Below are 12,905 nucleotides of genomic sequence, written 5' to 3' on the forward strand. Positions count from 1 at the left end.
ATTCGAAGTTTCATTAAATACTAGCATTCAAAACAAAAAGCTGAACAGGTCTTGACGAATGTGACTCAGCTCGCATAGCTTTGGTGTCAATCCCATTTTCTATGGGAAAACGCACCATTTCTGAGATGCAGAAAGTATGTTCACTGAAGGGGGCAACATGTCCGAACAGATCATTGAATCCCAGCGGGTTGAGGCGGACGACGCGAGCGCGCAGACAGCGCCGGTCGCCAAGCGCGAAGCGGTCAAGGGAGTGCAAAAGATGACGCCGTCTGAGGCGTTCGTCGAAACTTTGGTAGCCAATGATGTCACCGATATCTTTGGAATCATGGGCTCAGCCTTCATGGACGCCATGGATATCTTTGCGCCCGCAGGGATTCGCCTGGTACCGGTGGTTCACGAGCAAGGCGCTGCACACATGGCTGACGGCTACGCCCGTGCATCCGGGCGGCACGGTGTAGTCATCGGGCAGAACGGCCCTGGCATCTCAAACTGTGTCACCGGTATCGCCGCTGCATTCTGGGCCCATAGCCCGGTTGTTATTGTGACTCCAGAAGCGGGCACCAACACCATGGGACTGGGTGGTTTTCAGGAAGCCAACCAGTTGCCTATGTTCCAGGAGTTCACCAAGTACCAGGGACATGTCACCCATCCCAACCGCATGGCAGAATACACGGCACGTTGCTTCGATCGGGCCATGAGCGAAATCGGCCCGACACAGCTCAACATCCCTCGCGATTACTTTTATGGCGAGTCCACGACGGAGATCCCTGAGCCACGTCGTGTCGACCGTGGAGCGGGTGGAACGAAATCGCTCGACGAGGCGGTGGAACTGCTGGCCCAGGCCAAGTTCCCCGTGATTATTTCCGGTGGGGGCGTCGTTATGGCTGACGGCGTCGAAGAGTGTAAAGCCCTCGCTGAACGGCTAGGCGCTCCGGTCGTGAACAGCTACCAGCACAACGACTCGTTCCCTGCCAGCCATCCTCTTTGGGCCGGTCCTCTGGGCTACCAGGGCTCGAAGGCGGGGATGAAGCTGATTTCCCAAGCTGACGTCGTCCTCGCACTGGGCACGCGACTTGGACCATTTGGCACCTTGCCGCAGTACGGCCAGGCTTACTGGCCAAACGATGCAAAAATCATTCAAGTCGACGCTGATCACAAGATGCTGGGCCTGGTTAAGAAGATCTCCGTCGGTATCTGCGGGGACGCCAAGGCTGTCGCCACGGAACTGGTCGCGCGTCTGAAGAGCCGTGCGCTTGATTCGGATGCCACGAAGGCGGAACGTGCTTCAGCTATCCGGGCTGAGAAAGAAGCGTGGGAAGAAGAGCTCTCGGCTTGGACGCACGAAAAGGATGACTATTCGCTGGATGTGATTGAAGAAGCCAAGGACGAAGACGGCAATTGGCTGCATCCTCGTCAGGTCCTGCGCGAGCTGGAGAAGGCCATGCCCGAAGACGTTATGGTTTCAACCGACATCGGCAATATCAACTCTGTGGCCCACAGCTACCTTCGTTTTGAGAAGCCACGCAGCTTCTTTGCGCCGATGTCCTTTGGCAACTGCGGCTACGCGCTGCGACGATCATTGGAGCTAAGGCAGCCGCGCCTGAACGACCGGCGATTGCTTACGCAGGGGACGGCGCGTGGGCCATGAGCATGGGAGAAGTTCTGACGCGGTCCGCCACGATATCCCTGTCACTGCGGTTGTATTCCGGAATCGGCAGTGGGGTGCAGAGAAGAAGAACCAGGTGGAGTTCTACGGGCGCCGCTTTGTTGCAGGCGAACTCGACAACGGCGAGAGCTTTGCAGAGATGGCTCGCAGCATGGGCGCTGAAGGAGTCGTAGTCGACAAACTCGAGGATGTCGGACCCGCACTCCAAGCTGCCGTGGATGCACAAATGAACGACGGCAAGACCACTGTCATCGAAGTGATGTGCACCCGAGAATTGGGTGACCCGTTCCGCCGTGATGCGCTGTCGACTCCAGTGCGCCACCTCGAGAAGTACAAGGACTACGTATAAAAGGAGACCGAATATAAGCAGCGAATAATCTGCAATAAGCGGCCCGACTAGAGGCTCTGTACACCGGGTAATGGGTGTCCTGTCACTCTCCCATTAGGGGAGGGCCAGGACACCCATTGCCTTTACCCTCGGGCCCAAAAAATAGTTACAGCAGAAACTGGTCGATGAAGTTGGAGGCAAGCGGAGCGAGCAGGGCTCCATCTTGCTCGACCGAGCGCCCGGAGTATGCCGTCTTGAAGGAATGATCGCCGCCTTCGATCCATTGCAGTGTTGCCCTTGCGCCAAGTTTTCCGACCACATCCTCGAGCAGCTGCGGTGTTGCAAATGGGTCCTTGGTTCCCTGCAAGAACAACATTGGGGTGTCCAGACCGTACAGATGCTCATCGCGCAGTTTTTCGGTCTTCTTTGGTGCGTGCAGCGGATAACCAAGGAAGATGAGGCCTGGAGTCTGCATCCCTTCGGCCACCGCTGCCGACGCCATGCGCCCACCGAAGGACTTGCCAGCGGCGAATACGGGAAGACCTGCGGCAAGATTTTCAGCAGCCCATTCCCTTACCCGTTTCCACACTTCTACTGCTCGGGGAGCGCGGTCCGGAAACTTCTTGCCCGCATCTATGTATGGAAAATTAAAGCGCAGCGTGCTGATCCCAAGTCCGGGCAACGCAGTGGCAAACCCGGACATAAACGGGTGGTCCTTGCCCGCGCCTGAGCCGTGAGCGACGATGAGAAGCGCCTTTGGATCCGTGGCTGGATCCCAGAGCGCGCTCACGGTCTCGTTGTCGAGTGGAATTCGTAGTTCTTCGCTCATGTGGTTAACCCTATGTGGCGGCATTGACGTCGTAAGGTCGTGGAGTAGAGCATTACTGGGTCCATTGCTCGCGCGTTCCCGTGCTGGATTCCTTCCCGTTTTCAGTTTTTACAGTCAACTTCTCCACGGCCTCACTACTATGAGCCTTCTTGTTGATATTCAGAATCATGTTGCCGGAGACAAAATCGACACCGGGGATTCTTGCAGTGTTGTAGGTGTTGTTTTGCCATTTTCCGTCCGCCAAGGTCACCAAGAGCTCTCCGCGTGCAGGCGCCTCAACGGATGCAATGTACGCGTGAGGATCGGTGGGAATGCAGGACCGATAATCGTCCAACTTCTTGATGTTCTTTCCGCAGAAGGACTCGTACGTATCATTCATGCTGTCGAGCCACTGCGCGTATTTTTCTTCGGCCCAATTCTCCAGGTCGGCCGGATCCGCTCCGGTGCGCGCACGAGAGTAGGTTCCGCTTTTTGTTCCGTCCTCTGTCGTGAAAGTGACGGCTTCCAGCTCGGGAGAGGATTCTCCGATGCTCTCGAACATAACTAGTCCCATGACGCGCAGCTCATCCTCAGCGGTTTGATAGCTCTGGAACATGCCGTCCGAGTTGAACCGATAGGAATTCTCTAGGTAGACAGTGATATTGCCCGGCTCGTTAACTTTCCATGAGTTGATGAGGTTGTAGGGCGGAAGAAACCCCTTAACGGACTTGATCCCCGAATTCGCTACCCACATGGCCATCTTTTCGTCCGCCCACTCCTGGGTGGTAGCCGTCGTGGCAGGGGATGCGCCCGGACGTGACGATGCAGGATCCTCACTCTGAACGGGAGGATACGTCTGGATTCGCTGTAGCGGCAGCAGTGGACGGTGCCGCCGACGAAGGCTGGGTGACCGCTTCAGCGCTCTTCTGCGGAACCGCTGCCGTGGAACAGCCGGTGAGCAGCAGCCCGGCAACAACAAGAGACAAGGGGATAGCTGCGCGCATGAGGCCTTCAAGGTCGGGTGATGCCCGATCAGTGTAGACCGGGACCTGATAAGGAACGAAACCTGTTTGGCCACCTTCTCGCCTCGTCTCGCCACGCGGCTCTGTCCGCTGTTCCCGGCACAGCAAAACTGCCCCGCAGCCTTCGCACACAAGGTGAAAAGGACTGCGGGGCAGTTGCAGCTAGCAGCTGGCTACCGCATTCGGGTTAGACCCCGAAGTATTCGGCGGTGGTGGCGGCCGCCACCGGCTGATCCTTGCCGACCGACAGTTTCCCGTCGACGACATCGACCAGAACGGTGTCGCCCTCGCCCAGTTCGTCAGCGACCAGCAGATCCGCGATCGCGTCGTGAACCTTGCGCTGCACCAGACGGCGCAGTGGGCGGGCGCCGAACTCCGGATCGTAGCCCTCGGTTGCCAACCAGCTGGTGGCCGCATCGGTCACCTTCAGCTGCAGCTTCTGGTCGGACAGGTAGCTGCGGGTTTCCCCCAGCACCAGGGTCACGATCTGGGCAATCTCCTCCTCGCTGAGCTTGCTGAACAGCAGTACCTCATCCAGGCGGTTCAGGAACTCGGGGCGAACGAATTCGCGCACCTTGCCCATGACCTTTGCCCGGATGTCCGAGCGTTCGCTCTGCGCATTGGCGGAGGCGAAGCCCAGCGAACCGGTGCGGCTGGCCAGGTACTGGCTACCCAGGTTGCTGGTCATCAGGATCAGCGTGTTCGAGAAGTCCACGGTCCGGCCCTGGGCGTCGGTCAGCCGTCCGTCATCGAGCACCTGCAACAGGACGTTGAAGATGTCCGGGTGGGCCTTCTCGATCTCGTCGAGCAGGATCACCGAGTACGGGTTGCGCCGCACCTTTTCGGTCAGCTGGCCCGGCTCGTCGTGACCGATGTACCCCGGAGGGGCACCGATCAGCGTGCCACGGTGTGCTTCTCACCGTATTCGCTCATGTCGATACGGATCAGCGCATCGGACTTGCCGAACAGGTTCGTCGCAAGCGCCTTGGCCAGCTCGGTCTTACCCACGCCGGTCGGGCCCAGGAACATGAACGAGGCAATCGGACGGTTGGCGTTGGCCATGCCGGTGCGTGAACGACGCACCGCACGAGCCACCGCGGAGACCGCATCGTGCTGGCCGATGACCGAGGAATGCAATTCCTCTTCCAGTTTGGCCAGGCGCGACTTGTCATCCGAGGTGATCCGGGCGGCCGGGATGCCGGTCGAGCGGGCAATGACCTCGGCGATCTGCTCCTCATCGACCACGCGGGTCACGCTCTTGCCACCGGTGGACTCCACCTGGCGGATCCGTTCGGTCAGCTCGGTGATGTGGTCGCGCCACGCACCGGCGTCCTCGAACCGTTCCTCCGCGATGGCCCGGGCCTTGTCCCGTTCGGAGTCAACCAGCTCGGAACGCAGCGCCTGGACATCCACGGTGCCGTCGGCGGCAATCGAGCGCCGGGCACCGGCAATGTCCAGCAGGTCGATGGCCTTGTCCGGCAGCTGACGGTCGGTCAGGTAGCGGGCCGAGAGGCTCACCGCGGCCTGCAGGGCCGCGTCCGTGTACTGGACCTGGTGGTGGTCCTCGTAGGACTCCTTCAGGCCCTGCAGGATCTGCAGTGCATGCTCCTCGCTGGGCTCATTGACGGTGACCTTGCCGAAGCGGCGGGTCAGCGCGGCATCCTTCTCCACCTTGCGGAACTCGGAGAGGGTGGTGGCGCCGATCAGCCGCAACTCACCGCGGGCCAGCCGCGGCTTGAGGATATTGGCCGCATCCATGCTGCCCGATTCCCCGGCCCCCGCGCCGACCAGCAGGTGCATCTCATCGATGAACACGATGGTCTGGCCCTCGGCGCTGGCGATTTCCTCCAGCAGGGAGGTCAGGCGCTGCTCGAAGTCACCGCGGTAGCGGGTACCGGCGAGCATGCCCGGCAGGTCAATGGAGATCAGCCGGGTGCCGAGATCTGCTCCGGCACCTCGTCGGCGACGATGGAACGGGCCAGGCCCTCGGCGATGGCGGTCTTGCCGACACCGGCTTCACCGATCAGCACCGGGTTGTTCTTGGTGCGCCGGGCCAGGATCTCAATGACCTGCTCCAGTTCCTGGTCGCGACCGATCACCGGGTCGATCTGCCCATCGGCAGCCAGGGCGGTCAAGTCCGTGCCGAAGCGCTCCAGCATCGACTCGTCGGATTCCTGCTGCTGTTCCTGCTGCCCCTGGCCGGCGGCACGCTGTGCCTGTTCGGCGGCGGCCTGCTGCAGGGACTGGGCGGTCACACCGTGCTCGGCCAGCAAGATCCCCACCGGGGACTCCGGGGAGAAGACAAAGGCCAGGAACAGGTGCTCCGGATCAATGTAGGTGGAGCCGTAGTTGCGGGCCACCTGGTAGGCGTCAAACAGGGAACGCTGGGCAGCGGCCGAGAGCCGGTTGGTCTTCTCGTTGCTTTCCGAGCGCTTGGGAAGACGCTGGTTGGCGGCGGCGGCCAGGGCCTCGAGGTCCACTCCCATGAACTTCAAGTGTGAGGCAACCGGTTCGGTATGCAGCAATGCCAAAAGCAAGTGCAAGGCATCGATTTCGTCGTGGCCGTCCTCGCTGGCAATAGTGGCAGCCCGTGAAACCACTTCATGAGTGCGTTGCGAGAGCAGACGGGTGATGTCGATCGGACGGGCTGATTGGGCTCGCGAAGAGAGGAACCGCGAAAGGAATTCCTCAAACGAGCCATCGGCGGATGAACCGAAGAACGCTGGCAAGTGAGCCTCCTGAAACTTGAGTGTTACGTACTCATGTTCAACGCTACAGATCGCCAACTATTCCCGAACACCGAAAATTGGTTCGAAAGTTATGCGCTTCACACGCTGGGGCGGCTTTAACGGTGCGGGGGGTCGATTTCGCGCGCGTTGAGATTCACCAGTTGGAGCTGGGTGGCCACGATCAGTGCCTGGACGCGGTCACGCACGCCAAGCTTGTGGAAGATTTTGGCCATATGCGATTTAACCGTCGTCTCGGCGACATCGAGGTATTTGCAGATTTCGGTGTTGTTCAGGCCTTGGGACAAGAGGGTGAGGATCTGCATCTCGCGGGCGGTGAGGCCCAGCTCGTCAGCGACACCTTCGGAGGAGGCGGGCGGGCTGTAGGCACGCTGCACGGCTGCGATCAGGTCCGTGGATACCGAGGGGGAGATGGCGGCGGTGCCCGAATGCACCGACAATACTGCCTGAACGATTTCCGCCGGTTCGGTATCCTTCACGAGGTACCCCGAGGCGCCAGCCAGCAGGACGGGCACCAGGTAATCGTCGGAGGAGAACGCGGTAATCGCCAGGATTGCCGTTTGCGGACTGTGGTGTTTGATCTGTCGGGTGGCCTCGACGCCGTCCATGATCGGCATCTGCAAATCCATGAGAACAACATCCACCTCGTGAGAGGAGCAGTAGCTTACTGCTTCCTGTCCATTTTGTACGGAATTTAATAACAAAATGGCATCGTCTGTTGCTAGGATTGTGCCCAAGGCACGCCGGATGAGCGGTTCGTCGTCCGCAATCAGAACTCTGACTTGCTCCATGGGTAATTCATCTTCCTTTGCGGGAACCGAAAAAGTGGCTGCTTAGTGTCGAAGTATATAAGTTCTAGCGTTGGGGATGGATTATGAAACTCGTATATGCAGCAGCTGCACTGGCCTTGGCTATCTCGCCAATTGCCGCCGTTCAGTCCGCCGCACCCGCCCAGGCCGCACCGGCCGTGGCACAGGCAGGACCTCCGGTCTTCGCCGGCTGGTTGGGGAACTGACTTCTCCAAGTGGCTGTGCAATCGCTATGGGGTCTCTTGCTGATCCTGGATCGGTTTGATCGCTTGAACCCGGCTTAGGTTTCTCATGAGTTTTCGAACACGAGTACAACTAAGCCGGGTTTTCGGCGGCAGAAATGCGATTATTTGGCTAGGTGTAGTCGCAATCGCTGCCATTACTGTCACCGAGCTCGTGACTCTGCTTCAGAATGGATTCGAAAACACGGAAGGTCGCGTAATACGGGGCGCAGTCTTCGGCCTTCTGCTCTTGGCAATTCTGGTGGCGGCATACCGTTTCGTGTGGGCTTCACTGGGAGCCTTCGTTGGCGTTCTTTTTTTTGCCTTCGGTAACGCGGACTTATTTCTACTTTTGATTGCTTCACTAGCTATTTTCTCGGCCTTGGCAGCAAGTGTGGAATCAGCGTTAGTCCGAAATATATATTTAGCGCTACTGGCGGTATGGATGATTCAGTTTGCTGTGAGTGCTGAATCTGACGCCATTACTATGGTTGCGCAGTTACCAGTGATCGTACTTGCATTTGTTACCTCACGGAGTATTTTCGTTCTACGCGAGAAAAATCAACAAGGTGCTCGCCAAATGGAGAGCTGAGGGAGCGTACAGAGAACGCTATTCGTGATGAGCGTAAGAACATCGCGCGGGATCTTCACGATATCGTCGCCCACGACATCACTATCGTGGCAATGCAGTCTAAGGCTGCCAGATTCGCTAACGATGAGAGCACTTATCGTGAAGCTATTGATGTAATTTCCAAACTGAGCTCGGAAACCTTGCACGATTTGCGGCTGATGCTCAACGTGCTCCGTACCGACGGGACCATGAGTGACATCGGTGCAAGTTCTGATGGTAAACCGTCAGCCACGACGATTCAGGCCATTCAAGGGATAGCGGTGTTTTCCCAAAGGCTCAGAGACGCTGGGTTCGGCGTGCAGACTGACGTAGACGAAGAAGAAATTTCTGAATTACCACGATCGGCACATACTGCTCTCTATCGAGTGATGCAGGAAGCAACTACCAACATCATCAAGCACGCGGAGCCTGGCAGTCAGTGCTCAATTTCGCTCAAGCGTCGCGGAGACACTGCGGTGCTGCGCATGGTGAATCAAGTGATGACTAGCAAGAAGATCGCCACCAACGACGCATTGTGGGGTGGTAGTGGTCTCATTGGCATGGAAGACCGCATGCGGGCTTTCGGCGGCCAATTTGAGGCCGGAAAGCATGCTCACCAGTGGATTTTGGTCGCTGAGATCCCCTTCTGACCCACCCCCTCCTACTTAAGTACTATTTCGCTTCACAGAATGACGGGTTAAGTTAGATATGTATCGGTGAAGACCGATCACCGCGGAAGACGAATGACGGGGTTTTGCGAGTGGCTCCTGATTTTATCCGCAGTGATTAAAAGGTACGTTGCGTGTACTACGGAGTGTAACTTTCTCGGTGATGTGCCCCCATCGCATGCCGTGTCCGAGAGTACATGCAACGTACCTTTTATAACGTCCAAACGCATTCTGTGTGTGCTTCCACTCACAATCGGTTGCACGGATCCCCAATGATGGCGAACTGTTGACTTGTAAACGAATTCGCCCCTGAAGGAGACCCCGTGACCCAGCAGGCATATGCCACGGCCCACGACGCATACACCATCGATCCCGCAGCGATGGATCAGCTGTTTTTCGAAGCCCGCAGCGCTAATTCCTTCAGTGGCGAACCGGTATCCGACGAGACCCTCGAAGCCATTTACGATGCCATGAAGATGGGTCCGACACTGATGAACAATCAGCCGCTGCGCATCAGTTGGATCAAGAGCGATGAAGCGCGCAACGCCATCGCCGCTACCATGTCCGGCTCAAATGCTGCCAAGCGCTGGCGGCCCCGGCCCTGGCGGTGTTGTCCTTCGATCCGGAATGGCATGAACAGTTCCCCAAGTTCTTCCCGCACGCCCCGGAACGCAAGGCAATGTTCGAGGACGCCGAGTCCCGCGCCGCCGTGGGCAGCAGCAATGCCTGGCTGCAGGCGGGCTACTTCCTGATGGCCGTGCGCGCAGTAGGCCTGGCCGCAGGACCGATGGGTGGATTTGACCATGCAGCTGTGGACGCGGCCATTAACGAAGAAACGGGCCACAAGTCCTTCATGATCGTCAACGTCGGCAAGCCGGGCGCCAATGCCTGGATGGAGCGCCTGCCGCGCCATGAGGCGGAGTTTGCGGTGCGCAGCCTCTAGCAAGAAGTACAGGTGGGGCGGGTCCATGGTCGGACCGCGCCCCACCTATATCAGATGTCCTGTTCGTGGAACTGTTTGCTAGTCCTGTTCTGAGGCCTCGGATTCGCCGCTGAGCAGCCGTTCGGATACCTTCTCCAGCGCGCGTTCCAGCGGGCCGCGAACGACTTCTGGCACCTCGATGAACTCGTCGATGACCACCAGGCCCTCGCGCTCGAAGCAGCGCAGCACGCGCTCAACTTCGGGGATGGTCGATTCCAGCTTGGGAATCAGGTGATGTTGTTCCTCGGGCAAGTCATCCTTGCCCGGTACTTGCAACGCGAACTCGGCACGCGGCTGGTTGGACGAGGCGGCATTGCTCAAGACGCCGGCCACCATCTCGGCCACCTCGCCTTGACCGGGAACCGCCAGAGCATTGGTGAGCACGTTGGAGAAGACGACTTCGGCGACGAGCTCCTTGATCAGCCGGGCGCCTGGGCCGGTGGCGGCGTTCAGGCGTCCCGCAGGCTCTCGGTGGGCACTGCGTTGGGCGCATCGTAACGCAGCATGGCCGTTCCAATCAGGGCATCCCAGTAGCCGAAAGCCGTGGAATCTGGCCGAGGGAGGAAACTGCCGTTCCATCGGCCGGTTCCCAATCCTTTACCGGTTCCGTGGCGGCCTCATCAATGCGCACGTCCATGCCCAAGGCCGCGGCGGCCTGCTGCAGCTGCTCGCCATGCAGCACGCCACTGGGGTCCGTTGGCTGACCCGCGCCAACCCACGCCACCAGCTCCCGCGCGGCGAAGACCAGCGGCAACTGCTCCAGTGCGGCGTTGGCCTCGTCGTCCTCCATAAAGGGCACGACGATGGGGGAGTCTCCGGCCATGCGGGAAAGGAACTCGAAGCTGGCCTTGAAGTCCTCGACGCTGCCGCCAAAGTGGGCGCTTTGACCCAGGAAGACCAGGTACTGCTTCAGCAGCCCTGCGCTGGCCTTGAGCACTTCCTCGCCCAACGAGCGCAGGTGTCCGAGTTGCTCACCCAGGGCTGTGGAATCCAGGGTTGTCACATCGACTTCCTTGCGCAGCTGCGCGTGCACGGTTAGCAAGGTGGTCAGCCCCTCCAGCGCGGCGCGGGTTTCGGTGGCAGACTCGTGCTGGAAGTGGCGGTACAAGGCCTGTTTGAAGGGCTGCAGGGCCTGGCGGACCTCGGTTTCGAAGGGTACCGAGCTCGCGCCGGGGCGGCGCGCGGGGTGGCCCTGGGCGGTCTTCTTCTTGTGCGGTTTGCGTGATGCCATGACGGGCGCGCGGTCCTTTGCGTAGGTTGGCAGTAAGAATCTGATTCCAGTCTACGCAGGCGGTTCTGAGCTCCGGCCGGCTCCATCGCCGGGCTGGAATTCCAAAACGTGGAAAACCTCAGCAAAACACCAGTATTCGGAGCAGAGGCAGCGAAAGCCCGTTGAGCGCCGCAAATATTGCGGTAGTTCCCAAGTTTTGCTCCAAAAAATTCAGTGTAGTACAAAATGTGGCCTGGATCACCGTTGAATCTCCAGTCCGCGTTGCAATCGAGCGGCAAAACCGAGACAGTGAGGGCAAAGTTATTCCCTTGTGTCTTCAGGGGAAGCAAAAGATTTTCGTTGGTTTCAAGGAGTGTGGATCATGGCCAAGGGTGCTGCCCCGGATCATGTAGTTATCGTCGGCGCGGGCTTCGTCGGCCTGTCGACCGCCTGGTACCTCCAGGAGCAGGGTGTGAAGGTCACGGTCGTAGACCGCGGCGGTGTCGCCTCCGGTGCATCCTGGGGCAATGCCGGCTGGCTGACCCCGGCCCTGACCCTGCCGATTGCAGAGCCCTCGGTCTTCACCAACGGCTGAAGATGATGTTTGACCCGGCCTCGCCGCTGTACATCCCGCTGAAGGCCGACGCCAAGCTGATCCGCTTCCTGCTCGGCTTCGCCTGGCACAGCACCCCGAAGAAGTGGGAGCAGGCCATGCGGACCTTCTCCGAGATCGGCACCAGCGGCCTGGACGCCTTCGACGAGATTTCGGAATCCACCTCGGCCGGCCCGGGAGTGCAGGAAACCACCACTCCGGCCAATCCGTTCCTCACCGGTTTCCGCACCATGGCGGACCGCGACGGGCTGCTGCACGAATTCGAGATGATCCACAAGACCGGTGGCAGCGTGGAGTACGACCTGCTGACGGGCGATGAGCTGCGCGGCATCGAACCGACCTGTCGGAGAACGTCGTGGCCGGCATTGCCATCAAGAACCAGCGCTTCCTGAACCCGCCGAAGTACATGGCTTCGCTGGCGGAGTCCGTTCAGGCCCGCGGCGGTGACATCATCGGCTCGTTCAACGTCACCGATGTGCGGGACAACGGCGGCTCGGTGACCGTCATCGGTTCCGAGGGCCGCGCAATCACCGCGGATCACGTGGTCATGGCCACCGGTGCCTGGATGAACGACCTGACCAAGAAGTTCGGCGTGAACGTCGTCGTGCAGGCAGGCCGCGGCTACTCCTTCACGGTCAAGCCGGAGCACATGCCGACCCACCCGATTTACTTCCCGGCACAGCGCGTGGCCTGCACCCCGCTGGGGGACCGCTTCCGCATCGCCGGCACCATGGAGTTCCGCGACGCCAACCACAAGCTCGAGCCCAAGCGCATCGAGGCCATTGTGGCGGCCGCGAAGCCGGTCTACACCGGCATCAACTGGGAGAACCGCCAGGAGGAATGGGTTGGCGGGCGTCCCTGCACCGCCGATGGCCTGCCGCTGATCGGGCAGACCAACTCCTCGCGCGTCTCCGTTGGTGGCGGACATGGCATGTGGGGCGTGGCCCTGGGTCCGCTGACCGGCAAGATCCTGGCCTCGCAGATCACCGGCCAGTCGGTGCCCGCGGTGGCCCGTCACTTCAACCGTTGCGCAAGGGCTTCTAAGACCAGTAATCGGTCGAAGACCAACACGCATTCTGCCTCGCGGCCGGAGCCTCACCTTGGGGGATCCGCGCGAGGCCGTTTAAGAGCCCGGCCCCGAGGCTCGGGCCGCCCCGGAGCGCCGGGGCCGGGAACCTTCAAGGTGTTGCGCGGTCAGTGGTGGCGGCGACCGGAGCCGCG

At 59.9% G+C, this 12,905-nt stretch carries 14 protein-coding genes and 4 pseudogenes; 9 read left to right on the forward strand and 9 right to left on the reverse strand.

The features are described from left to right. Positions 1 to 157 precede the first annotated feature (157 nt). Both xsc and JCM19049_RS17565 read left to right on the forward strand, forming a co-directional pair. On the forward strand, positions 158 to 1,648 hold the full coding sequence (gene xsc / locus JCM19049_RS00710; RefSeq protein WP_279402129.1) for a sulfoacetaldehyde acetyltransferase: 1,491 nt from the start codon (positions 158 to 160) through the stop codon (positions 1,646 to 1,648). Then, a pseudogene (locus JCM19049_RS17565) lies at positions 1,615 to 2,015 on the forward strand (thiamine pyrophosphate-dependent enzyme). The gene xsc and the pseudogene JCM19049_RS17565 overlap by 34 nt, the downstream one beginning before the upstream one ends. Positions 2,016 to 2,160: 145 nt before the next feature. Here JCM19049_RS17565 and JCM19049_RS00715 read toward each other — a convergent pair. The 7 genes and pseudogenes from JCM19049_RS00715 to JCM19049_RS00730 form a co-directional block, all read right to left on the reverse strand. Next, positions 2,161 to 2,823, reverse strand: a complete 663-nt coding sequence (locus tag JCM19049_RS00715; protein ID WP_054820485.1) for an alpha/beta family hydrolase — start codon at positions 2,821 to 2,823, stop codon at positions 2,161 to 2,163. Positions 2,824 to 2,875: 52 nt separating this feature from the next. After that, positions 2,876 to 3,562: a hypothetical protein gene (locus JCM19049_RS00720; protein WP_054820486.1), complete on the reverse strand. Its 687-nt coding sequence runs from the start codon at positions 3,560 to 3,562 to the stop codon at positions 2,876 to 2,878. Between the two features lie 449 nt (positions 3,563 to 4,011). Beyond that, entirely contained in the window at positions 4,012 to 4,407 is a 396-nt protein-coding gene (locus JCM19049_RS21895; protein WP_306420606.1) for a hypothetical protein, read from the reverse strand. 3 nt (positions 4,408 to 4,410) lie between these two features. Next, positions 4,411 to 5,729, reverse strand: a pseudogene (locus tag JCM19049_RS21900) (AAA family ATPase); the annotation flags it as partial. Between the two features lie 20 nt (positions 5,730 to 5,749). Then, positions 5,750 to 6,310, reverse strand: coding sequence for a Clp protease N-terminal domain-containing protein (locus tag JCM19049_RS21905; protein WP_306420607.1), 561 nt, complete (start codon positions 6,308 to 6,310; stop codon positions 5,750 to 5,752). Between the two features lie 12 nt (positions 6,311 to 6,322). Next, positions 6,323 to 6,424 (reverse strand): annotated as a pseudogene (locus tag JCM19049_RS21910) (Clp protease N-terminal domain-containing protein); the annotation flags it as partial. A 245-nt stretch (positions 6,425 to 6,669) separates the two neighbouring features. Then, the gene (locus tag JCM19049_RS00730) at positions 6,670 to 7,362 is read right to left on the reverse strand and encodes a response regulator transcription factor (protein ID WP_054820487.1); all 693 of its coding nucleotides are present in this window, start codon (positions 7,360 to 7,362) and stop codon (positions 6,670 to 6,672) included. A 489-nt stretch (positions 7,363 to 7,851) separates the two neighbouring features. Here JCM19049_RS00730 and JCM19049_RS17570 point away from each other — a divergent pair, with 489 nt between their 5' ends. The 4 genes and pseudogenes from JCM19049_RS17570 (at position 7,852) to JCM19049_RS17580 (ending at position 9,822) form a co-directional block, all read left to right on the forward strand. Continuing rightward, positions 7,852 to 8,193, forward strand: a complete 342-nt coding sequence (locus JCM19049_RS17570; RefSeq protein WP_279402130.1) for a hypothetical protein — start codon at positions 7,852 to 7,854, stop codon at positions 8,191 to 8,193. A gap of 41 nt (positions 8,194 to 8,234) precedes the next feature. Then, positions 8,235 to 8,861 carry a histidine kinase gene (locus tag JCM19049_RS00735; RefSeq protein ID WP_279402134.1) on the forward strand — a complete coding sequence of 209 codons (627 nt, stop codon included), beginning with the start codon at positions 8,235 to 8,237 and terminating at the stop codon, positions 8,859 to 8,861. A 398-nt stretch (positions 8,862 to 9,259) separates the two neighbouring features. Continuing rightward, positions 9,260 to 9,406 (forward strand): annotated as a pseudogene (locus JCM19049_RS17575) (nitroreductase family protein); the annotation flags it as partial. 80 nt (positions 9,407 to 9,486) lie between these two features. Continuing rightward, positions 9,487 to 9,822: a hypothetical protein gene (locus JCM19049_RS17580; RefSeq protein ID WP_279402131.1), complete on the forward strand. Its 336-nt coding sequence runs from the start codon at positions 9,487 to 9,489 to the stop codon at positions 9,820 to 9,822. Between the two features lie 78 nt (positions 9,823 to 9,900). On the opposite strand, the gene JCM19049_RS00745 is transcribed toward JCM19049_RS17580, so the two are convergent. Together JCM19049_RS00745 and JCM19049_RS00750 are read right to left on the reverse strand one after the other, a co-directional pair. Continuing rightward, complete coding sequence (locus tag JCM19049_RS00745; protein WP_054820489.1) at positions 9,901 to 10,245, reverse strand: hypothetical protein; 345 nt, start codon at positions 10,243 to 10,245, stop codon at positions 9,901 to 9,903. A 133-nt stretch (positions 10,246 to 10,378) separates the two neighbouring features. After that, positions 10,379 to 11,092 carry a hypothetical protein gene (locus JCM19049_RS00750; protein WP_054820490.1) on the reverse strand — a complete coding sequence of 238 codons (714 nt, stop codon included), beginning with the start codon at positions 11,090 to 11,092 and terminating at the stop codon, positions 10,379 to 10,381. Positions 11,093 to 11,453: 361 nt separating this feature from the next. On the opposite strand from JCM19049_RS00750, the gene JCM19049_RS21915 reads away from it, so the two are divergent. From JCM19049_RS21915 to JCM19049_RS21925, 3 genes are all read left to right on the forward strand, one after another. Further along, complete coding sequence (locus tag JCM19049_RS21915; protein WP_306420603.1) at positions 11,454 to 11,666, forward strand: FAD-binding oxidoreductase; 213 nt, start codon at positions 11,454 to 11,456, stop codon at positions 11,664 to 11,666. Between the two features lie 2 nt (positions 11,667 to 11,668). Further along, positions 11,669 to 12,076: a hypothetical protein gene (locus JCM19049_RS21920; protein ID WP_306420604.1), complete on the forward strand. Its 408-nt coding sequence runs from the start codon at positions 11,669 to 11,671 to the stop codon at positions 12,074 to 12,076. Next, a partial coding sequence (locus JCM19049_RS21925) for an FAD-binding oxidoreductase (RefSeq protein ID WP_306420605.1) occupies positions 12,040 to 12,905 on the forward strand: 866 nt, incomplete at its 3' end. The genes JCM19049_RS21920 and JCM19049_RS21925, both read left to right, overlap by 37 nt.

The sequence above is a fragment of the Arthrobacter sp. JCM 19049 genome, from assembly GCF_001310435.1.